The sequence below is a fragment of the Wolbachia endosymbiont (group A) of Lasioglossum morio genome (assembly GCF_947250585.1).
GTDB classification, from domain to species: Bacteria; Pseudomonadota; Alphaproteobacteria; order Rickettsiales; family Anaplasmataceae; genus Wolbachia; species Wolbachia pipientis.
The window spans coordinates 18,862-38,124 of sequence record NZ_OX366327.1 but is presented as its reverse complement, the minus strand read 5'-3'; the positions used below and the strand labels follow the sequence as shown (position 1 = coordinate 38,124).

Here is a 19,263-nt window from a genome sequence, read left to right as displayed (position 1 = left end):
TACTATAGCTGGGTATTCTGTTACAATAATTTACTTTGTATGGCATAAATCATGCATTTTTTGATACGCTTTTTGAAAACCAAGTAGGGAATAAGTATCATCAATGGTCACTGTTTTTGTTTTTCCATTAACTACCATTGATAATCCCTGCTTCATTTTTAGAATGAGATCTTGATCTATTTTTGTATGCTCTGCCCACGCAAAACTTCCCTGTATTATGGGCAGTGTATATTTAATTTTTTTGTCGATATTGAGAGCTACAGGCTCCTTATCATACTGAAAACCAGAGGTAACGCTTACCTCATCTGCTTTTTTATCAACATAACTAACCATTACATACGGCTTGCGATTGGTTGTATAATATTCGCTTTTTTTTTTAGGATAGGATACAATATAACATACTTTCTCTCCATCTTCCAATGCAGTATACACGAGCCAATCTTTATATTTTTCCTTCAATTGTACATCACTAACCGATGCAAAAGCGCCTATCGAAAAAAATATTAGAAATATAAAAAAACTACGCATGCAAACAAAATTTCAAACTTTCAGATTGTATATATTGTTTTACCTTAGCCATCGCCTGCTCAGCCAACTGCCTTATTCTTTCTCTTGAAACACAATATTTTTTACTAAGTTCATCCAGAGTTTGAATGTTTTCAGACAAATATCTACTGATAAAAATGTCTCTTGCCCTTTCGTTGAGGCTCGCTAGTGCATTGTTTAAAATTGCTTCTTTTAATTCTTTTTCTTCATGATTCTGATAGGTTACTTCTTGACTAACCAAGTTACATGGGATCATATCTTGTAGCTCCCTTTTAGAGTCATCACCTATTTTTATGCAATCGTTTAGCGACTGATCCTTACAAGCCATACGGTAATTCATCTGCAGAACGTCTCCTTCGGATACAGAAAGCTCATTAGATATTGCTTTTATTTCTTCATTATTTAAGGTTTCCCTGTTTGTATACTGTAAAATTCTTTTTTTTATTTTACGTAAACTAAAAAACAATCTTCTTTGTGCTTGCGTTGTGCCTATTTTCACAAACGACCAAGATTTCAATATAAAGTCTTTTATTGAAGCTTCAATCCACCACACCGCATAAGTTGAAAAACGAAACCCTAAATCAGGATTAAACTTTTTCACTGCATGCATTAAACCCATATTTCCTTCCATGACCAGGTCCATCAACAATAGTCCATAATTTTTGAATTTCATTGCAATTTTCACTACCAAATTCAAATGGCTGGTAATCAATTTATGAGCAGAAGAAACATCCTTATATTGGTTCCAATTTTTTGCTAATCGTACCTCTTCCTCTTGAGACAGCATAGGAAATTTTTGCACCCTAGCAATATATTGCATGAGATTGGTTCTGCTATCGACACATAAGTTTGCCATTGAGGTCAACATAACAACTTAAATTAAAACTTCATGCATATAATATATTGATTTTCCAGCAAAAATTCAAGCTTTGATTTGAAAAAAGTACAAATTTTCCATCTAATTTCTTGGAGACAGTAGGCCGCAGTGTTAGCTAATTGGATAACATTATGTAACTTTAGATGATATTCTACCAGTACAATGGTAAACGTTATAGCTTAAACACATAGCAAATAGTGTTATTCCAGTGTCAAGGCACTGGAATCCACATTTCTTTTTTCTAGATCCCAGTGTCATGCTACTTGAATGACAAGAAAAAACCCACTGGGATAACAAGACTGAGATAGACTAAAAATTAAACGCTACTCCAGCTTCTGCACCAACAGTGCTGTAAAGAACTTTGAGTTCCCCCTTGTCTTTGCTTGCTGCAGCAGTATCTTTATCAAAATGAGCACCAAAAGAACCGAAATAACGAGCTCCAGCATAAAGTTTGACTTCTGGAGTTACATCATAACTAACACCAGCTTTTACTTGACCAGCAAAACCAAATTTACTTTTTTGATCATTCACAGCGTCTTTCAAAGGAGTGCTAATATACGCTGCACCAACACCAACACCAACATATGGAGTGATAGGCATATCTTCAATTGCTATATCGTAATAAACGTTAACTAACCCTGAAAATGCTGTTAAACTGTCTGCAACAGTATCTGGGTTAAATGCTGCACCTGTAACATCATTTTTGTTTAGCTGTGAATAAAGCCCTTCAACATCAACCCTGATGTCGTCCATTTTGTAACCAAACGCACCACCACCAGCTATAAAAGATGCTTTTAATGGATTATGAATGTCTGTGGCCTTTTTATATTCAATACCTTCAATTTTTGTGAAAAGAGGTAAAATTTCACCGTTGTATTGCAAACGAACGTAGTAGCTAGTTTCTTCATCACTTATTGGACCAACAGGATCTGAAAAAGCAGAGTTTGATAAACTTAGCAACGTTGCTAAAGCGGCTGCTGAAAAAAACTTTTTATAATGCATAATTGTCCTCGTAAAAAAAATTAAAATTCCACTTTAGCAGTCTAAGTAACAACTAAAGTTAAGTCAAGTGCTAACTTAATAACACAAAATATTCTACATTTTAACTAATTTTTAGGAGAAGACAAAGATTTTATTAATGAATAAATACGACTTTTGATTTTTTGGTATAGCTAACACAGGTAAGATTTACTATCGAAAGACCTCGTCATCTCGCTGCTTGTTAGCGGATGAGAAATCCACAACTGTACGAACATTGCAATTTGGGCCTACCAGGAGGGCAATGCCTCTTATCCAAGTACCATCTTCTTGTCATCCCAGTCTGGGATCCAGGAATTTTATTAAGTTGGTAAGCATAAAAGTAGCCGTTTTATGTTAAAACACAATGTTCTTGATGAGATTACGGCAAGGCTGGATTCCAGACTGGAATGACATCGTTTACTATGTGCCATATTGCAATGTTTGTACAGTTGTGGAATGAATCACGGTATGACGTAGGGCTATGCTAGTATAGGTACATTATATGAAGAAGTACTAGCGTTGGGAATATTAGAAAAAAAATACTTACACTAAAAGAAACTTCAGTAGTAAATTCAAAAAGGAAGTTTAAACCCAGATGGTAAACCCATCATACCTGCAAGATCAGAAGTTGCATTCGCCATATCTTCTTCTGCTTTTTTAACGGCATCATTAAACGCTGCTGTTACTAAATCCTCTACTATATCTTTTTCCTCATTTCTCATAAGTTCTAAGTCTATGTTCACCTTTTTAGCTTTATAGCTACCTATTTTTATGACTTCCACTAATACAGAAACTTTGCCACCACCAGAAATACCTTGAAACTCTTTTCCAACATATTTTTCTTGAGCTTCTGCAAGCTTTTTTTGCATCTCTTGCGCTTGTTTCATTATTTGACTAAAATCCACAACTTACTCCTTATTTTCTATATTAACTACTTTTGCACCTTTAAACGTGTCAAGGATATCCTTAACTGCAGGTGCATAATTTAAATTACTCACTTCCCTGTTTATATAACCTGTATCAACTGCAATAACCCACTCTTGCTGAGTCACCTGGTTTAAGTAATTTTTTAAATCATTGCAAAAATTACTATCCAACTTAGATACAGCTTTTAATTTTAAATATCCAGGTTTACAATCTATTAATTGTAGATTATTACACAGTTGTTTGTAAAGATAAATTTGGTTACTTCGCCTTAATAGTTGCAAAATCTTATCAAAATCGTAATTTTGTTGTTTATTTTCCACATGGATCCCAGTGTCACGCACTGGGATGACAGAGTGGGGTTGTTGTTTACTTTCCACATATTTTTTTGGATCCGAGTAGTCAGCTACTTGGATGACAGAGGGGGAAGGTGCAACAGGTCTGCCCTGTCTATTTCCTTGCTCTACATTCTGCGAAAGAACTTTTTTGATCACCTGTTCCGGAGAAGGCAGATCAGAAAGATAACAGAGGCTAATTAACATCATTTCAGCAGCAACATCGTTGCATGTTGAAGTTTTTATATCTTGAATACCTTTAAGCAACATCTTCCACAATCTCGAAAAAAATATTAAAGATCTCTTTATACTTAAATCTTTTATCCTATTCTTTTCATGCTCTGTAACTGCATTATCAATCTCTTTTGTAATCAAAAAACGGCATACTAACTGAATTGTTTGCAATAGACCTTCAAAAATACTAAGTGGGTTTGCTGTTTTTACCGCCTTGTCAAACACTGATAGAGCTTTCTGTAAATCACCTTCTAATATTGCCCCTAATAGATCGAATATAATATCTTTATCCACTAGGCCAAGTATGTCTGTCACATTTTTAGTGGATATTGCACCATCTTTGCTATATAGCACTGCTTGATTCATCAAAAACAAGGCGTTACGCATTGAATTTCCAGAGTGTCGTGCAATTAATTCTAATGCTCCCTTTTCAATGGAATAACTCTCTTTTTGTGCAACATCATTTAAACGTTCCACTATTTTAGCTACAGGAATGTTGTGTAAATCAAATCTTTGACAACGTGCAATAATAGTTATTGGTATCTTTTTTATTTCCGTAGTTGCTAAAATGAACTTTACACTAGATGGTGGCTCTTCTAGGGTTTTAAGTAATGCGTTAAATGCACTGCTAGATAGCATGTGTACTTCATCTATAATGTAGACTTTGAATTTAGAGCTTATAGGTGAATAGCAAATATCTCCCAGGATTACTTTAATATCGTCAATGCTAGTGTGACTTGCTGCATCGATTTCAATTACATCTGGATGGCTTGAATTTTTTATTGCTAGACAATTTTCACATGATCCGCAAGGTTCAAAAATTGGCCCCAGGGAACAATTCAAACATAAAGCTATTATCCTTGCAGTGGTGGTTTTACCAACTCCACTACTACCAGAGAGCAGTATAGATTGTGGGATTTTGTTTAAAATAAAAGCATTTTCTAATACACGCACTAATATATCTTGACCTACTAGATCTTTGAAGCTACTAGGACGATGTTTTAATGCTATATTCATAGCCTCGGATAAAACAAATAATGAAATAGGTATGCAACCCAAAAAGGTTCTGATATGGCTGCTTCATTTCTGATCTGACCAAATTACAGAGTTTTTGCCTGCATACCTTATAAAATATTATACTTTTTTTTTTATTTAGCAAGGTATATCCTATATTAGCTCTATAATTTGATATGTTAAATTTTTTACAGTGCTATTTTGAAGTAAACAAAAAGTTAGTTGTCATGCAAGTCACTACAAGATTGTCACTCCAATGTTTATTTATGTCATTTCAGCGCTTATTTATGTCATCCCAGTGCCTAGGCATACAGCTGTATGAATGTTGTGATATAAGAGCAATTTTTACCGAAAAGGATGTCATCCCAGTGCTTGACTACTTGGATCCAGAAAACTTAACTGTAAATGAGCGCACTAGGCAATTGTATAACAAGAACTGGATTCCAGTGTCAGCTACTTGCATGACACTACCTGCTACGCAAACTTCTGTGGACTACAAAGAAAGTTCGTACAGTTGTAGGTCAAGCCATAGAGTAACAAAAAAAGGATATTGGTATAACAAAAGAGGAACATTATGATTTTATATCATTTTCCTCTTTGTCCATTTTCACGAAAAGTTAGAGCTTTTCTAAAAGAAAAAAAATTAGGCTGTGATCTAGTGTATGAAAATCCGTGGGAAAAGCGGAATGAATTTATGGAGATCAATCCAACCGGGCAAGTACCAGTGTTAATAGATAATAACTTTGTAATAGCGGATAGTAATGCCATTTGTGAATATATAGAAGAGACTTACAATAGCGACGTCAAATTACTTGGTTCATCCACTATTATTAAGTCTAAAATACGCGCTCTAATCAATTGGTTCGATAACAAATTTTACAATGAAGTTACTAAGTATATTATGAATGAAAAAGTAATTACTAACCGCAGCCCTGACTCTAGATTTCTTCATGCAGCTCAGCATAACCTGCCTTGCCATATGGAATACATCGAACACTTAATTAACAAGAACGTTTGGCTTGCAACTGATAAGTTCACTTTAGCTGATATTACTTTAGCATCGCATATTTCCGTAATGGATTATGTAAGTAGTTTTCCATGGGAAAAAAGTAAAATTTTAAAAGAATGGTACTCCATTGTTAAATCAAAGCCTTGTTTTCGTGAGATATTATTAGATAGGATTTCTGGTTTAATCCCTCCTAAACATTATGCTGACCTTGATTTTTAACTTATGTTAGCTTTAAAGCTACAGTCATTCCTTCATCAGTTGGAATCAATATAGAGAAATATTTTTTTTCATCTGATAATCTATTATTAAACTCCCTCATGGCATGCCATGATTTTTCTGATACTTCTTTTGGAGGCGATTCTAAAAATACTGTGTTAAACAATAGAGTGTTATCTGCAACGATTAGCCCATCTTGTTTAATGTATGACTCTGCCCAATCTAAATACTTAGGATAACTACTTTTGTCAGCATCAATAAATATCATGTCAAATGGTGCTTTTACTGATAATTCATTAATTTTTTCCAGTGCATCGCCTTCTATTAGAGTAATTTTATCACTTAGATTAAAAGCACTAAAATTTTTTTTTGCTATTCTTGAGTGTTGAGGATTATTTTCTATTGTATATATATGACCGTCTTTTAGTAGAGCTTTTGCCATGCAAATCGACGAGTAACCGTATAACGTGCCAATCTCAACAATACTTTTGATTTTTTGGATTTTTATAAATAAACTTAATAGCTTTCCTTCTTCAGGGCCAATTTGAATATGTTGCTTTTTTTCAAGAATACAATATTCTTCTATTTTTTTATATTCTTTTGCAAATAGATTTCTTATGTATGACAATTTTATACTAAAATTATTACGCATATATTATAAATTAGGGAGACTTAATTCATACACAATTTATAAATATAATAATATAGTTTAAAATAATAAAAACATTTATTTTAAGTTATTATTTCATAGTATAAAATTTTAAGTGACAAAAATTATTATATATCGTACTATAGTTAACTAGTATAATAAACAGTCGATTATTATGCTAGAATTAAAGGGATTGTTTATGCGCATTTCTCTTTTTAAAATATAATTTTTATAATCAATTAGAGGGGGTTATATGTCTTATACTATTGCTGGTGAAGTTGAAACGTTAAACAAAAAATCTAACAAGAATGAAGGGGTTATGTTACTACATAATCCAGCTTATCGTGAAAAGTATAAAGAACGTTTTGATGAAGCTCAGAGAAAAGTTATGGATATGGTTCAGTTTTATGATGGGACAATAGTATTAATAGAGAATAAAATCGCTATGTATTACTACACTTGGCACAGTAAAAAAAGAGAGTTTGAGCGTAAAAAACAACAAACAGTAGTGAAAAACAATGACTCAGCATAGAGTCTTTTATATGGTAAGCTACAGTGGTATTACTTCACTATAGCTTTTCCATATAATTTATCTATCACATTAGTGAAATATTTCAGCTCTTTATACCCTCCATGTTTAACTTTATTATGCTCTATATATGATTTATCATCGTTAAGCTTGATGAAAAATATTGGAGTGGCTGTGATACCAAGTTTATTAATTGCCAGTGATTTATCATTTACGATTTTATCCATTATTTTCTTATCATTAATGCATTGGTTAAATGCATCTTGCTTTAAGTTGCTTAGTGCAGCAATTCTTTGTAGTAAAGTCAAATCACTTAAATTGTAGTAATTCCACGAATCTATTGAGTTAAAAACAGCTTTGTTAAAATTAAAGTAGTCTTCTTGTTTTTCGTAGCAATGACTTAGCATTGCAGCCTTTAGCCCTCTGTAATCCAAAGGAAAATGACGAAATATATATAACATCTTACCTGTGTCTATATATTTCTCTTTAATTTTAGGAAAAACATTCCTATGAAAAAGAGAGCAGTGATAACAAGTTAATGAAGCATATTCTATCATTAGAATTGGTGCTTTTGGATCTCCTAATAATTTATCATTAGGTAATGGCGATAATAGCTCATTTGATGTTATTTCATTGGGTTTTTTTTGAATGTATTGGTTATCGGATAAATCTTGCTTAACAACTGCATAAGAATTAACACTTATGAAAATTAATAAAAACAATAGTCTAAAAATCATTACAATATAAACACTTAACTTACTAAAAAAAATTATACATTTATATTAATAATGTCAAGATAACTTTTGTTTAGCAAGGCTTTCAGCCCTATCTTTAAATGCAGCAATTATTTTACTTTGTGTATACTTATATACTGAGTTTAATAAAGTGGAAAATGAGTTGGACTTAAACTTAAACTCTATATAAAACTTTACCATAGTTTTATTTTCATCTATGGGAATGAATTGCCATTCATTGTATAGATGTTTAAATATTCCATTTGATGATACAGCTTTTATCCAACCTTCATTTGTTCCACTTGGAGAAAGAGAAGTAACTTCTGATGTATATCTACCTTTAATTCCATGAAAAGCTGCGAGGAGATCCACAACCATTTGGTTGTTAATTTTTTCTTTTATATAAACGGCTTTGCACCAAGGAACAAAATCAGGATACCTTTCAACATCAATTACAATTTGGAATACTTCATTAGGCAAACATAGGAAAACACCCTGTTCTTTGTATTGATGAAGCATAAATGTTAAACCAATCAAAATAGGATCCGTATCTACCGTCAGCCTTAGTAGATTCCTGAGACTAAAGTTAAGGTGGGCATCGCGTATCAATTTCAACGAAATTAACAGAGGCAATTCCCTTGACTAGAAATTATCGCTCGGGAAATTTAACTTAACTCATAACGCATAGAACAGACCCTTAATTAATTGTAGATGATTTATACAAGGTGTGTCTATAGATATATTAAAGCTAGCGATTATTATTTAATCTTTATTAAACTTTGCATTCTAAGTATCATAGCTAATAAATATATCTTATGAACATTACTAAAGTTTTAACTATCATTGTTTTTATTGTAATTTCTTCAAGTGCTTACACTAATTGTACAGATCACAAAATTTTTGTGCATACTATGAAGCAACAAGTGGATGGTATATCTACAAAGGAGAATAAAAAAAACCGGGAATGTGTGCAAAAAAAGCTTCAGGAGGTCATTCAAAACAATGTTAACCTCAAAGGAATATCGCAATTCGTCATAGGAAAACATTGGGCTTTAGTTAAACAAAAAGAAAAAGAAGATTTTTTAAGAGAGTATGAAGTGTATCTTACGCGTTTGTGCGTTAAAATTTTATATAAATACATGCATGATAGTGAAATGATCATAATGAGTACAAAAGCAGTTGACGATGAAACTTGCTTAATTGGTACAAGATTTTCTTACGGTGATGAAGAATTTACAAATATTGATTTTAAAGTTACTAAAAATAACAGTTCTTTCTTGATAAGTGATGTTGTAATGAGTGGAATAAGTATTGCTATTAATCAACGTTATCAATTTAGTGAAAAAATCGACACGCATGGCATAGCAAGCGTTATAGCTGAATTAAAATGTAACAATAATCTATGATATATATGCCTCATTGGCCTAAGCCACTTGGTAGCAGGCCGAATGATTTTTCTCTTGATCGCATAAAAAGCTTTCTTAGTAAACTAGATAATCCCGAGAAAAAAGTGCCTCCCGTAATTCATATAGCTGGAACTAATGGGAAAGGCTCAACACTAGCATTTATAAGATATATAATGCAAGCAGCAGGGTATAAGGTACACGCATACACTTCTCCACATTTGGTGAATTTTAATGAAAGAATAGTTATTGCAGGCAGTTATATCGACGATAATGAATTATATAGCTTGTTAGAAGAATGCCGTGCCGTAATTGCAGAACAACCTATCACTCTGTTTGAAGCTGCAACTATTGCAGCTTTTTTAGCTTTTTCTCGTCATAAAGCCGATATAACTTTAATTGAAGTGGGTATGGGTGGAAGACTTGATACAACAAATGTTATAGATAGTCCGATTTTAACAATAATTACTTCCATTGCACTTGATCATACGGAATATCTTGGCCCTACTATAGAAATTATAGCAGGTGAAAAGGCTGGAATAATGAAACCTAATGTTCCTTGCGTGATAGCACCACAAGAAAAATCTATAATGAACACGCTAGAATACCACGCAATAAATAAGAAATCTCCCCTATATAGAGGAGGTTTTGAATGGAATTGCAAAAAAAAGAACAACAAAATGGTTTTCCAATCAGCTATTCAATCAATAGAATTTCCTTTGCCGTCTTTAAAGGGTGATCATCAGGTGATTAATGCAGGCAATGCTATTGCAGCATGTAGTATTTTAAGTGGAAAGTATGAATTTGATATTGGAGAAGAGGATATCACTTCAGGTTTACAGTGCACTTATTGGCCTGCACGGCTAGAGTCTATAAAAGAAGGTAATTTAATTTTCCTACTACCGAAAGATTGGCAATTATTTTTAGATGGTGCACACAATAATGATGGTGCTAGAGTACTATCTCAGTGGGTAAAAGATAATTTTGCTGAAGGTATTTATATGGTTTTTGGTGTTACTAGTAACAGAAATGTGGAAGAGTTCTTAGAGCACTTAAAGCCATATATCAAGCTACTATGTGCGGTTTGTGTTAAGTCTGAACCTAAAGCAACAAATACAAATTTGATTAGGGAAAAAGCCAATAACATAGGAATAAAAGCAGTTGAATGTGAATCAATTGGCGATGCAATATCAAATCACATATTAAAAGCCTCTACCCAAAACGTCAAAACCATACTAATCTGTGGCTCATTGTTCCTAGCTAGAGACTTCGCTATGGAGAATAGCTAACTTTGATGATATTAACTGACCGATGGGGAAATAACTTTGATTGCTCATAGTACTGCTTGGCTTTTCGTTATCGACTTCTATAAACTGATCATCACCTTTAAATTGCTCCTCAATTGAATTTATAGCTGTCTTTTTGAGAATATAATTACTTGCAGCATTTAAAATAGGTGAAGTAACAATTAAAAGCGTGAATGGTAATGAAAGTAATAAGCCGGATAACATCATAGAGTTAGTTATACCAAAGCCGTTGGCAACTAAATCTAATCCCACACCGAAAAACATTAAAGATGTACAGATTGTGTTGCTCAAAATAACTGAATTTTTTAGCCACTTTAATTTAGTCCTATCACTCTTTGAAAAATTTTCGCATTCTTGGTCAAAGTTAAACAATAATAAAATATTAGTCTGATAATTAAACTCTTTCCCATTTCTAGTATAAATGCTCTTAACAGCTAGACTCAAAATAGATCCTGCTAACAAGGGAGCAAGAAAACCTACTGCTATTGGTACATTAGAAGAAATTGTAAGTTAAAAACGTGATATAAAAGAGATAAGAGAGAAAGATAACCCTGCTCACTAGGAATAGCGGGCGTGCGCGACCGAAAGGAAATTGGTATTACAACCGTTGGTATCAAGGTACGCTAGCCCTATCTCTCGATACGTTTGAATAGTTGCTTGGGACATATATATGCACCCGTTTACAATCTTAAATTAACTAAAACTATCGAGGTTTATTATGGTTACATCTTATCAAAATTTTATTGGCATTGACATCGGAAAATTTAAAAATGTCGTTGCAATTCACAAACAGAAGAATGCTGTCGAATTTGATAATAATGCTTCTGGTTGGCAACAATTATTTCAAGAGTTTTCAGATATTCTACCTAATGCTTTAGTGACTTTAGAAAATACAGGGAAATATGAGCTTGGCTTATCACATTTTCTTACCGACAAAAATATTGCCGTGCATCGAGCTAATACTCGTAAAGTAAAAAGCTTTATTTTATCTCACGGAACTTTAGCAAAGTCTAGATGCAAGAGCTCTTGCTCAATATGGATTTGAACGCCATAGAACTATCTCTCTATTTGTACCTACCTCTACAGAACAATCAACTTTGGCTGCACTTTGTCAACGTCGTGATGATATTACGCAAATGAGAACTCAAGAAAAATGCAAACTTGAAGCACCGGAAAATGATCATATAAAAGAAAGCTGTCAAAAGACCATTGAGTTTTTCGATAGTCAAATAAACGAACTCAATGATACTATACAAAAGATTATTGATGAAAGCCGCGAATTACAACAACGCCAAAAAATTCTTAAAACAGTTCCTGGAATAGGTAAAAAGTTATCACAAGATTTTTTGTGTTTAATGCCAGAGCTTGGTTACTTAAATAGAAAAGAAGTAGCAAGTCTTGCCAGAGTTGCACCGCATCCAAAAGAAAGTGGTAAAGCTGTTGGTTACCGAAGGATTACAGGTGGTAGAAGTAACGTTCGTTCAAAGCTCTTTACAGCCGCTATGGCTGCTACAAGGTCAAAATCTATACTTGGCGCCTTTTATTCTAAGCTTGTTGAAAGTGGTAAGAAGAAGATGGTGGCTATAACAGCCCTAATGCGTAAAATTATAGTAATTGCTAATACAAGACTTAAAGAAGCAATTAATTTGCATACTTAAAAATCTTCACAACGGTAACTGAAATTGGCTAATGAATATGTGCGTCCACACAGACTTAAAGCACATATTCATTAGCTTAAGCAGAAATTGCTGTGGTAGCTGTTTGATATAAAATTCTATTTCTATGACAAACGGGTTTTTATTGCCCATATAATTTGCAAAATTACACAAATAAAAAAATTTTTAAAAAACATAGTTGATACCATTAATTATTAAAAATGCAATTGATGTGAAGGATACTAAAAGAACTCCTAAGAGATTTGAATAAGAAGAATATTTTACATAAGCAGTTACATTATTGTTAATTGACTGCTGCTTATTATAGAGTTTATTTCTGCACTTATCATCTAAGTATTTTTGCAATTCTTCATAACTGCGACTCCACAACTTACCGCGTAATTCTTTTATTAAATTATTTCTTTTATTGAGACCTTTCTCCAATGGCTCTATTATAAATTCTTCAAAAAATGGCTTATTTAATGCAATAACCTTAAATTTCTCCTCCGCTTCTTTATTGTTTGGGTTTTTATCTGAGTGATATTTTAACGATAATTTACGGTATTGTTGACTAAGCTTTTTCTTAATATTCTTAATGTCAGAATTTACCACATCCTCCTTTTGAATATTAAATGTTAAAAACAACTGCTTTAAAGCGTGGTACTCATTTTCATTCAAAACATTTCTAGCCACATTACACTTACAAATTAACTAACTATTAATGTTCTATAATATACATATTTCCAAACTATGTCAATTATTTCATAAATATCTTTGGTAAAAATTATTTCTGTTATGACTAGCATGATAAGTGTATGAAGCGACTAAAATTGTCATTACAGCGCTTAGTGTACGACAGTGCTCCAACATTTAGGGTTGCAGTTTTCATGGCAGATCTGAGTAGCTGACCCATCTAAGAGGTGTCATTCAAGTAGCTGACACTGGAATGGCTTTGTTGCATCGCACCTTATACGGTAGTAATTTACAATAAATTCATGTAGCCATTTCGAATTTAGTCATTTCAGTGTTGGCTACTTGGATGACACCACCTGCTATGCTGCAAATTGCAACATTCGTACACTAAAGTATAGTGTGTTACTAACGAAGGCAAACAAATATCTGCTTTATGAAAACGTTAATATTTTTCATTGAAATAATACATAAATACTAGAAAAACCTTGGCAGGTTATTCGCGTTTGATTATCATAGAGAATTATATAAATTAATAAATGATCTATGGCAAGTAACCCAGAAGAAAGAAATAGTGATAAACAAAAAGCGCTAGATAACGCAATAAGCCAGATTGAAAAAGCATTCGGTAAAGGTGCAATAATGAAGTTGAAGCAAAACCCTGTAGAAAAAATAGACACAATATCCACAGGATCAATTGCGCTTGATTCGGCTCTAGGTGTTGGAGGTCTGCCAAAAGGGCGTATAATTGAAATATTTGGCCCCGAGAGTTCTGGTAAAACCACTCTTGCCTTGCACGTGATTGCTGAAGCACAAAAAAAAGGAGGATCATGCGCATTTATCGATGCAGAACATGCATTGGATGTCTTATATGCTCGTAAACTTGGGGTAAGCACTGATGATTTAGTGATTTCACAACCAGACACTGGAGAGCAGGCGTTGCATATTGTTGAGTATTTAGTGTGTTCTGGTGCGGTTGATGTGATAGTTATTGACTCTGTCGCAGCATTAACTCCAAGAGCTGAAATTGAAGGTGATATGGGTGATCAACATATGGGGCTGCAAGCAAGGCTTCTAAGTCATGGGCTACGGAAACTAACCTCTGCCGTTTCAAAAGCGAACTGTATATTGATATTTATTAATCAAATTCGTATGAAAATAGGAGTAGTGTATGGAAATCCTGAAACTACCACGGGTGGAAATGCATTAAAATTCTATACTTCTGTAAGGCTTGATATAAGAAAAGTTGGTGTAATAAAAGACAAAGAAAATATTACAGGTAATGAAACAAGAGTTAAAGTTGTAAAAAATAAAGTTGCTCCTCCATTTAGAGAAGCGAAATTTGATATAATGTACAATGAAGGTATATCAAAACTCGGAGAAATAATAGATATGGGAGCAAAGCTTGGTGTGCTTGAAAAAGCAGGCGCTTACTATTCATATAACAACACACGTCTTGGGCAAGGAAGAGAGAATGTAAAAACTTACCTAAAAACAAACAAAGAAGTCGCAAATGAAATAGAAACGAAAATCAGAGATTTACTCAGAAATCATGATAATTCTATCATAATAGACGAGGATAGTGAGCAACTTTTAGAAGAATCAGTTTTCTGATCTAAACTTAGGCATTAGATTTTGTGTTGGACGGGTTGTTACAGTATGACGGTAATTCTATGTGCTAATATAACAATCTGTAATGTTACCTTGTATCAAAAAGACTTTGCTGAAGCAGTTAAAAAAAGCTTTTCATGAGAAATTATAAATGATAAATTGTTAACAATAGGTTATTGTTAATAAGATTATGTGTTTTGGTTTACCTAATATAAACAGGGAAGGTTATTCATTTATAGTAGTTTCCTTTATAGTAACGTGTATAGCATTCTCTATATCTTGGGGGTTTGGCGTTACGTGCTTGTTTCCGACATTATTGTGTACTTATTTCTTTCGTGATCCAGCAAGAGCTGTGCCAAACAATAAGAATCTTATATTAAGTCCTGCTGATGGTGTGATTTCAAAAATTGAAGAAGTTAATTATCCTTTATCAGCAGAAAACGGAGAGGAGAAGAAGTTTACGCTTGTTAGCATATTTTTAAGTGTTTTGAACGTCCATGTGAACCGTATACCAATATCTGGTACGATAAAGGAAATGAGTTATAAAAAAGGCAAGTTTGTATCCGCAATGAGCAATAGGTCTAGTAATGAAAATGAAAAGCAGGTTATTGTAATTGAATACGAAAAGGGGAAAGAAATTATTGTGGAGCAAATAGCTGGATTAATTGCACGTCGTATCGTTTGTAATTTAGGAATATCCCAGAACGTAAAAGCAGGTGAAAGGTTTGGAATTATAAGGTTTGGCAGTAGAGTGAATATCTATGTTCCTGCTGATACAGAAGTCAGAGTTTCAGAAGGGCAAACTGTTATTGGTGGTGAAACAATTATAGCAAACTTAAATAAGGAAAACGTTCAAGAGAAGCTTACTTTTGACGTTATATGAATAACGATGGAAGTAACAGTAGATTCTTACCTATTACTAAATTATTCCCAAACTTTATAACTTTATTGGGTTTATGTTCTGGTCTCACTTCACTTAAATTTACATTTAATGAACAATGGGAATTCTCAGTAATTTTTATCATCATTGCAGCAATAATAGATGGAATGGATGGCAGAATAGCTAGAATTCTAAAATCAACTAGCGATTTTGGAGCCCAGCTTGATTCTTTTGCAGATTTTCTAAATTTTGGTGCAGCGCCTGCATTTCTTTTGTATTTTTGGAAGCTAAACGAAATCAAAGTCATAGGTTGGATTTTAGTAATGATATACGTAATCTGCATATCAATAAGACTTGCAAGATTTAATGTTTCGCTACACTCAGAACAACCATACTGGGAAAAATTTTTCTTTTCTGGTGTTCCAGCTCCAGTGTGTGCTTTACTTTCTTTGTTACCAATAATTATTACCTTTCAATCTCATGAGAGTGAATACTTACTTCTCATAGAGCGATTTTTTAACACAAGAAACGTAGCTTGTTACTTTCTGGCCATTTCATTTTTTTCGATAAGTCACATTCCAACTTTCTCTGCAAAATATATTTATATTCCCAAAAGCCTATCCTATATATTTGTGTCATTTTTTGGAGTACTTATTGTATTTTTCATCAGTAAGCCCTGGATGACTCTACCAATTTTAGGTATAGTGTATACACTTACTATTCCAATAAGCATCGGGTTTTACATATATTTTACATATAAAACTCGTTAGCTAACAAAAAATAGAAAACTGCATGATTTTGAAGATAAGTGAACTATTAAATTCATTTCTGTATATAAAGATATTCAACATTCCATTTATAATTATTTGGGTAATTGCAACTGGAATCTTTTGTACTGCCCAGTTCAAATTCATTAACTTTAGGTTACTTAAATATGGAATACAGACGCTATTCAATCTAAAGTGTAATAACAGCAACAATGGCATAATCACTCATATTCAAGCGTTTGCAACAGTAATTTCAGGAACAGTTGGTCTTGGAACAATATCAGGAGTTGCAATAGCTATCACAATAGGGGGCCCAAGTGCAGTTTTTTGGATGGTAATTACCGGAATACTTGGTATGTCGATAAAGTTTGCCGAGGTGGTGCTTGCATTTACTTATCGCTCTGAAAATACAACTGGCGGGGCTTTTTATTACATGAAGTACGGGCTTGCAAAAATTGGATTTGCAAAAACTGGTAGATTTCTTGCCTTCACTTATGCGATTATGCTACTTATTGCAATGATTTTGGGCGGTATACCATTTCAAGCAAATCAAATAGCAGCACTATCAAATAACCTCCTAGAATACAACGCATCCATTATTATATCCCTGCTTGTCTTTATTGTAATATTGGGAGGAATAAAGCGCATTGCTTTCGTTTCAACGAGCTTAGCACCAATTATGATAGTGCTATATGTGGGTATGTGTATATATTTAATTTATGTAAACGGAAGTAATTTGCTGAATGCTCTATCCATAATATTCCAAGATATCTTCAATAAATCAGCTATAGGAAGCGGAGTATTGAGCGGATTAATAGCCGGAGTGAGAAGATCAGTGTTTGCTAACGAAGCAGGTACCGGAACAGCAGCTATAGCACATTCAGCTGTAAAAGAAGAAGATCCAATTAAAGTTGGGTGCGTTGCAATGATTGCACCACTTATAGACACAATATTAATCTCATTTTTGACTGGTATTGTGATAATTATCACTGGTATGCATAGCACTGATAACGTGGGTGATATTACACTAATTAGTTCGATATTTTCAACAGCTTTGCCCTTGTTCAGCAAGTTAGTTTTTCCGCCAATGATGTTTTCCTTTGCATTTTCCACAATAATAGCTTATTGTTACTACTGTGAAGTTGCTTTGCTGTATTTATTTGGTAGTAAAAAAATACTGATACCGTTCCAAATTCTTATAGTGGTTTCAGTGTATATCAGCTGTATGTCAAAGAATATAGAATTTATATCTTATCTAGGTGATAGTTTGTTTATGTGCCTTATGATTCCAAATGCTGTTGCAATATATCTACTAAGAAGGGAAGTTTTGAATACAATAGATTCTTATTACAATTCTAAAGGGTATTAACATGATTTATAGATTGCTTTGTATGGTGTTATTTTGCCTATTGTTTAATGATGTGTACGCTGCTTCAGGTTTTTACGAAAGTTATGACGCTGTGTTGAACGGAATAAATAATTTCATGAATGAAGTACTGTTTTTCAAGATCCTTTACGTGCCATTTATAATCCTTCTACTAGTTTTTGGTTATGTGTTTCTAACATTACGGTTTGGATTTCTCAACATAAGAATGTTTAAGCATGCATTTGCTATTTTATGTGGAAAATATGACACGAATCACCATGATGGTCATATTACGCATTTTCAGGCATTTATGACTGCACTTTCAAGCACAGTAGGTCTTGGAACTGTTGCTGGAGTCGCAATTGCAGTTTCAATGGGAGGGCCAGGAGCGGTGCCTTGGATGATGATTACAGGTTTTTTTGGTATGTCAGCAAAATTTGCTGAGGTAACGTTGGCGTTTAGACATAGAACAGAAGATCAGGACCAATTGTTTAGTGGTCCCTTTCAGTATATAAGGAATGGTCTGGAGGAATTTGGATTTAAAAAACTTGGTATTGTGCTGGCTGCCATGTATGCAGTATTCTTTGTATTATCAGGTCTTGGTGGAAGTGTAGCGTTTCAAACCAATCAAATGGTTTCAATATTATCTGGCTATTCAAGTTGGGTAGATGGTCACTCTTGGTTTCTTTCTTCCATAATCTCTGCGCTGCTTGCTCTAGTGATTATTGGCGGAATTAAAAGGATAGCTAGAGTATCTTCTGCACTAGTGCCTATTATGTCACTTATATATATCTTTAGTTGTATTATTATTATTGCATTTAATATTCATAACCTTGGTTATACGTTAAAAATATTATTTTCCACTATGATAGATTTCAATGCTGTTGGTGGAGGGATGGTAGGAGCATTTGTTGCTGGAATTCAAAGGGCAATCTTTGCCAGCGAAGCGGGTGTTGGTTCTGCTTCAATTACTCATGCAACAACTAAAGATGAAGAACCAGTAAGAACTGGGCTTGTTGCTATGATAGAACCATGCTTTGACACAATGTTAATTTGCTGTTTAACAGGAATAACAATAGTAATAACAGGTGCATACCAGACTAGTGTTGGTGAAGGGATATTAATTACTCAAAAGGCATTTGAGACAGTTTCTCCATGGTTTCCTATACTTTTAACCATAGCTGCACCTTTGTTTGCATTTTCTTCGGTAATTTCATTTGTATATTGTTGTGAAATGGGGTGGTTATATTTGTTTGGTGCAAAAAGTATAGTGATATATCGCATAGCGGTAATAATTGTGGCGTTTTTCTCTGGCCTTTCTAAAGACATAATGGCTATTGCTAATATTGGCGGAACTTTATTCTCTTGTTTAGCTCTTATCAACATGACAGCGCTTATACTATTTAGTAATCAGATTAACGAGGAAGTTCAGTGCTACCTAAAAAGGCTGAGGAATAATAAAATCAATTAAATTTTGGCATATGCGGAGAGGTATAG

18 protein-coding genes, 2 other RNA genes and 3 pseudogenes are annotated in these 19,263 nt (G+C 33.5%); 11 read left to right on the top strand and 12 right to left on the bottom strand.

Features of this window, described 5'->3' with window-relative positions:
- Positions 1–30: 30 nt before the first annotated feature.
- The 6 genes from OOK89_RS00185 to ffs form a co-directional block, all read right to left on the bottom strand.
- Positions 31–528 carry an invasion associated locus B family protein gene (locus tag OOK89_RS00185; RefSeq protein WP_006279310.1) on the bottom strand — a complete coding sequence of 166 codons (498 nt, stop codon included), beginning with the start codon at positions 526–528 and terminating at the stop codon, positions 31–33.
- Entirely contained in the window at positions 521–1,414 is an 894-nt protein-coding gene (locus OOK89_RS00180) for an RNA polymerase factor sigma-32 (protein ID WP_041582625.1), read from the bottom strand. Before OOK89_RS00180 ends, OOK89_RS00185 begins: the two co-directional genes overlap by 8 nt.
- Before the next feature lie 318 nt (positions 1,415–1,732).
- The gene (locus tag OOK89_RS00175) at positions 1,733–2,425 is read right to left on the bottom strand and encodes an acyloxyacyl hydrolase (protein WP_264719013.1); all 693 of its coding nucleotides are present in this window, start codon (positions 2,423–2,425) and stop codon (positions 1,733–1,735) included.
- 590 nt (positions 2,426–3,015) lie between these two features.
- Positions 3,016–3,348: a YbaB/EbfC family nucleoid-associated protein gene (locus OOK89_RS00170; protein ID WP_010963017.1), complete on the bottom strand. Its 333-nt coding sequence runs from the start codon at positions 3,346–3,348 to the stop codon at positions 3,016–3,018.
- Between the two features lie 3 nt (positions 3,349–3,351).
- The gene (gene dnaX, locus OOK89_RS00165; protein ID WP_012673353.1) at positions 3,352–4,953 is read right to left on the bottom strand and encodes a DNA polymerase III subunit gamma/tau; all 1,602 of its coding nucleotides are present in this window, start codon (positions 4,951–4,953) and stop codon (positions 3,352–3,354) included.
- Positions 4,954–4,968: 15 nt separating this feature from the next.
- An RNA gene (gene ffs, locus OOK89_RS00160) (signal recognition particle sRNA small type) lies at positions 4,969–5,068 on the bottom strand.
- Between the two features lie 232 nt (positions 5,069–5,300).
- On the opposite strand from ffs, the pseudogene OOK89_RS06370 reads away from it, so the two are divergent.
- Positions 5,301–5,417: pseudogene (locus OOK89_RS06370) on the top strand (WPE palindromic element domain-containing protein); the annotation flags it as partial.
- Between the two features lie 107 nt (positions 5,418–5,524).
- Positions 5,525–6,178, top strand: a complete 654-nt coding sequence (locus OOK89_RS00150) for a glutathione S-transferase family protein (RefSeq protein ID WP_264719012.1) — start codon at positions 5,525–5,527, stop codon at positions 6,176–6,178.
- A gap of 1 nt (position 6,179) precedes the next feature.
- On the opposite strand, the gene OOK89_RS00145 is transcribed toward OOK89_RS00150, so the two are convergent.
- Positions 6,180–6,827: an O-methyltransferase gene (locus OOK89_RS00145; RefSeq protein ID WP_151807840.1), complete on the bottom strand. Its 648-nt coding sequence runs from the start codon at positions 6,825–6,827 to the stop codon at positions 6,180–6,182.
- A gap of 250 nt (positions 6,828–7,077) precedes the next feature.
- On the opposite strand from OOK89_RS00145, the gene OOK89_RS00140 reads away from it, so the two are divergent.
- Complete coding sequence (locus OOK89_RS00140; protein WP_006279425.1) at positions 7,078–7,356, top strand: DUF2671 domain-containing protein; 279 nt, start codon at positions 7,078–7,080, stop codon at positions 7,354–7,356.
- Positions 7,357–7,385: 29 nt separating this feature from the next.
- Here OOK89_RS00140 and OOK89_RS00135 read toward each other — a convergent pair whose 3' ends face one another.
- From OOK89_RS00135 to ssrS, 3 genes are all read right to left on the bottom strand, one after another.
- Complete coding sequence (locus tag OOK89_RS00135; RefSeq protein ID WP_038199341.1) at positions 7,386–8,090, bottom strand: DsbA family protein; 705 nt, start codon at positions 8,088–8,090, stop codon at positions 7,386–7,388.
- 54 nt (positions 8,091–8,144) lie between these two features.
- Positions 8,145–8,606 (bottom strand): type II toxin-antitoxin system RatA family toxin, encoded by a 462-nt coding sequence (locus OOK89_RS00130; protein ID WP_010963012.1) that lies wholly within the window; start codon positions 8,604–8,606, stop codon positions 8,145–8,147.
- A gap of 19 nt (positions 8,607–8,625) precedes the next feature.
- Positions 8,626–8,786: non-coding RNA, 6S RNA (gene ssrS, locus OOK89_RS00125), on the bottom strand.
- Between the two features lie 116 nt (positions 8,787–8,902).
- Here ssrS and OOK89_RS00120 point away from each other — a divergent pair.
- Both OOK89_RS00120 and OOK89_RS00115 read left to right on the top strand, forming a co-directional pair.
- Positions 8,903–9,493: an MlaC/ttg2D family ABC transporter substrate-binding protein gene (locus tag OOK89_RS00120; protein ID WP_151807839.1), complete on the top strand. Its 591-nt coding sequence runs from the start codon at positions 8,903–8,905 to the stop codon at positions 9,491–9,493.
- Positions 9,490–10,779 (top strand): bifunctional folylpolyglutamate synthase/dihydrofolate synthase, encoded by a 1,290-nt coding sequence (locus OOK89_RS00115; protein WP_264719011.1) that lies wholly within the window; start codon positions 9,490–9,492, stop codon positions 10,777–10,779. Before OOK89_RS00120 ends, OOK89_RS00115 begins: the two co-directional genes overlap by 4 nt.
- On the opposite strand, the gene OOK89_RS00110 is transcribed toward OOK89_RS00115, so the two are convergent.
- The gene (locus tag OOK89_RS00110; RefSeq protein ID WP_264719010.1) at positions 10,747–11,241 is read right to left on the bottom strand and encodes a hypothetical protein; all 495 of its coding nucleotides are present in this window, start codon (positions 11,239–11,241) and stop codon (positions 10,747–10,749) included. The two genes, OOK89_RS00115 and OOK89_RS00110, sit on opposite strands and share 33 nt — an antisense overlap.
- A gap of 274 nt (positions 11,242–11,515) precedes the next feature.
- Here OOK89_RS00110 and OOK89_RS00105 point away from each other — a divergent pair.
- Positions 11,516–12,455, top strand: a pseudogene (locus OOK89_RS00105) (IS110 family RNA-guided transposase).
- Between the two features lie 480 nt (positions 12,456–12,935).
- Here OOK89_RS00105 and OOK89_RS00100 read toward each other — a convergent pair.
- Positions 12,936–13,064: pseudogene (locus tag OOK89_RS00100) on the bottom strand (DnaJ domain-containing protein); the annotation flags it as partial.
- A 624-nt stretch (positions 13,065–13,688) separates the two neighbouring features.
- Between OOK89_RS00100 and recA the strand changes: the two are divergent.
- From recA to OOK89_RS00075, 5 genes are all read left to right on the top strand, one after another.
- Positions 13,689–14,756, top strand: a complete 1,068-nt coding sequence (gene recA, locus OOK89_RS00095; protein WP_010963008.1) for a recombinase RecA — start codon at positions 13,689–13,691, stop codon at positions 14,754–14,756.
- 187 nt (positions 14,757–14,943) lie between these two features.
- Positions 14,944–15,636 (top strand): phosphatidylserine decarboxylase, encoded by a 693-nt coding sequence (locus OOK89_RS00090; RefSeq protein WP_007548750.1) that lies wholly within the window; start codon positions 14,944–14,946, stop codon positions 15,634–15,636.
- Complete coding sequence (locus OOK89_RS00085) at positions 15,633–16,403, top strand: CDP-alcohol phosphatidyltransferase family protein (RefSeq protein ID WP_015589351.1); 771 nt, start codon at positions 15,633–15,635, stop codon at positions 16,401–16,403. The genes OOK89_RS00090 and OOK89_RS00085 overlap by 4 nt, the downstream gene beginning before the upstream one ends.
- A gap of 22 nt (positions 16,404–16,425) precedes the next feature.
- Positions 16,426–17,769: an alanine/glycine:cation symporter family protein gene (locus tag OOK89_RS00080; RefSeq protein WP_264719009.1), complete on the top strand. Its 1,344-nt coding sequence runs from the start codon at positions 16,426–16,428 to the stop codon at positions 17,767–17,769.
- A 1-nt stretch (position 17,770) separates the two neighbouring features.
- The gene (locus tag OOK89_RS00075; RefSeq protein WP_077188354.1) at positions 17,771–19,237 is read left to right on the top strand and encodes an alanine/glycine:cation symporter family protein; all 1,467 of its coding nucleotides are present in this window, start codon (positions 17,771–17,773) and stop codon (positions 19,235–19,237) included.
- The last annotated feature ends 26 nt before the right edge of the window (positions 19,238–19,263 follow it).

Coding starts and splice junctions, on each gene's coding strand:
- OOK89_RS00185 (WP_006279310.1), bottom strand. CDS start 528: ATGCGTAGTTTTTTTATATTTCTAATATTTTTTTCGATAGGCGCTTTT.
- OOK89_RS00180 (WP_041582625.1), bottom strand. CDS start 1,414: ATGTTGACCTCAATGGCAAACTTATGTGTCGATAGCAGAACCAATCTC.
- OOK89_RS00175 (WP_264719013.1), bottom strand. CDS start 2,425: ATGCATTATAAAAAGTTTTTTTCAGCAGCCGCTTTAGCAACGTTGCTA.
- dnaX (WP_012673353.1), bottom strand. CDS start 4,953: ATGAATATAGCATTAAAACATCGTCCTAGTAGCTTCAAAGATCTAGTA.
- OOK89_RS00150 (WP_264719012.1), top strand. CDS start 5,525: ATGATTTTATATCATTTTCCTCTTTGTCCATTTTCACGAAAAGTTAGA.
- OOK89_RS00145 (WP_151807840.1), bottom strand. CDS start 6,827: ATGCGTAATAATTTTAGTATAAAATTGTCATACATAAGAAATCTATTT.
- OOK89_RS00140 (WP_006279425.1), top strand. CDS start 7,078: ATGTCTTATACTATTGCTGGTGAAGTTGAAACGTTAAACAAAAAATCT.
- OOK89_RS00135 (WP_038199341.1), bottom strand. CDS start 8,090: ATGATTTTTAGACTATTGTTTTTATTAATTTTCATAAGTGTTAATTCT.
- OOK89_RS00130 (WP_010963012.1), bottom strand. CDS start 8,606: ATGCTTCATCAATACAAAGAACAGGGTGTTTTCCTATGTTTGCCTAAT.
- OOK89_RS00120 (WP_151807839.1), top strand. CDS start 8,903: ATGAACATTACTAAAGTTTTAACTATCATTGTTTTTATTGTAATTTCT.
- OOK89_RS00115 (WP_264719011.1), top strand. CDS start 9,490: ATGATATATATGCCTCATTGGCCTAAGCCACTTGGTAGCAGGCCGAAT.
- recA (WP_010963008.1), top strand. CDS start 13,689: ATGGCAAGTAACCCAGAAGAAAGAAATAGTGATAAACAAAAAGCGCTA.
- OOK89_RS00090 (WP_007548750.1), top strand. CDS start 14,944: ATGTGTTTTGGTTTACCTAATATAAACAGGGAAGGTTATTCATTTATA.
- OOK89_RS00085 (WP_015589351.1), top strand. CDS start 15,633: ATGAATAACGATGGAAGTAACAGTAGATTCTTACCTATTACTAAATTA.
- OOK89_RS00080 (WP_264719009.1), top strand. CDS start 16,426: ATGATTTTGAAGATAAGTGAACTATTAAATTCATTTCTGTATATAAAG.
- OOK89_RS00075 (WP_077188354.1), top strand. CDS start 17,771: ATGATTTATAGATTGCTTTGTATGGTGTTATTTTGCCTATTGTTTAAT.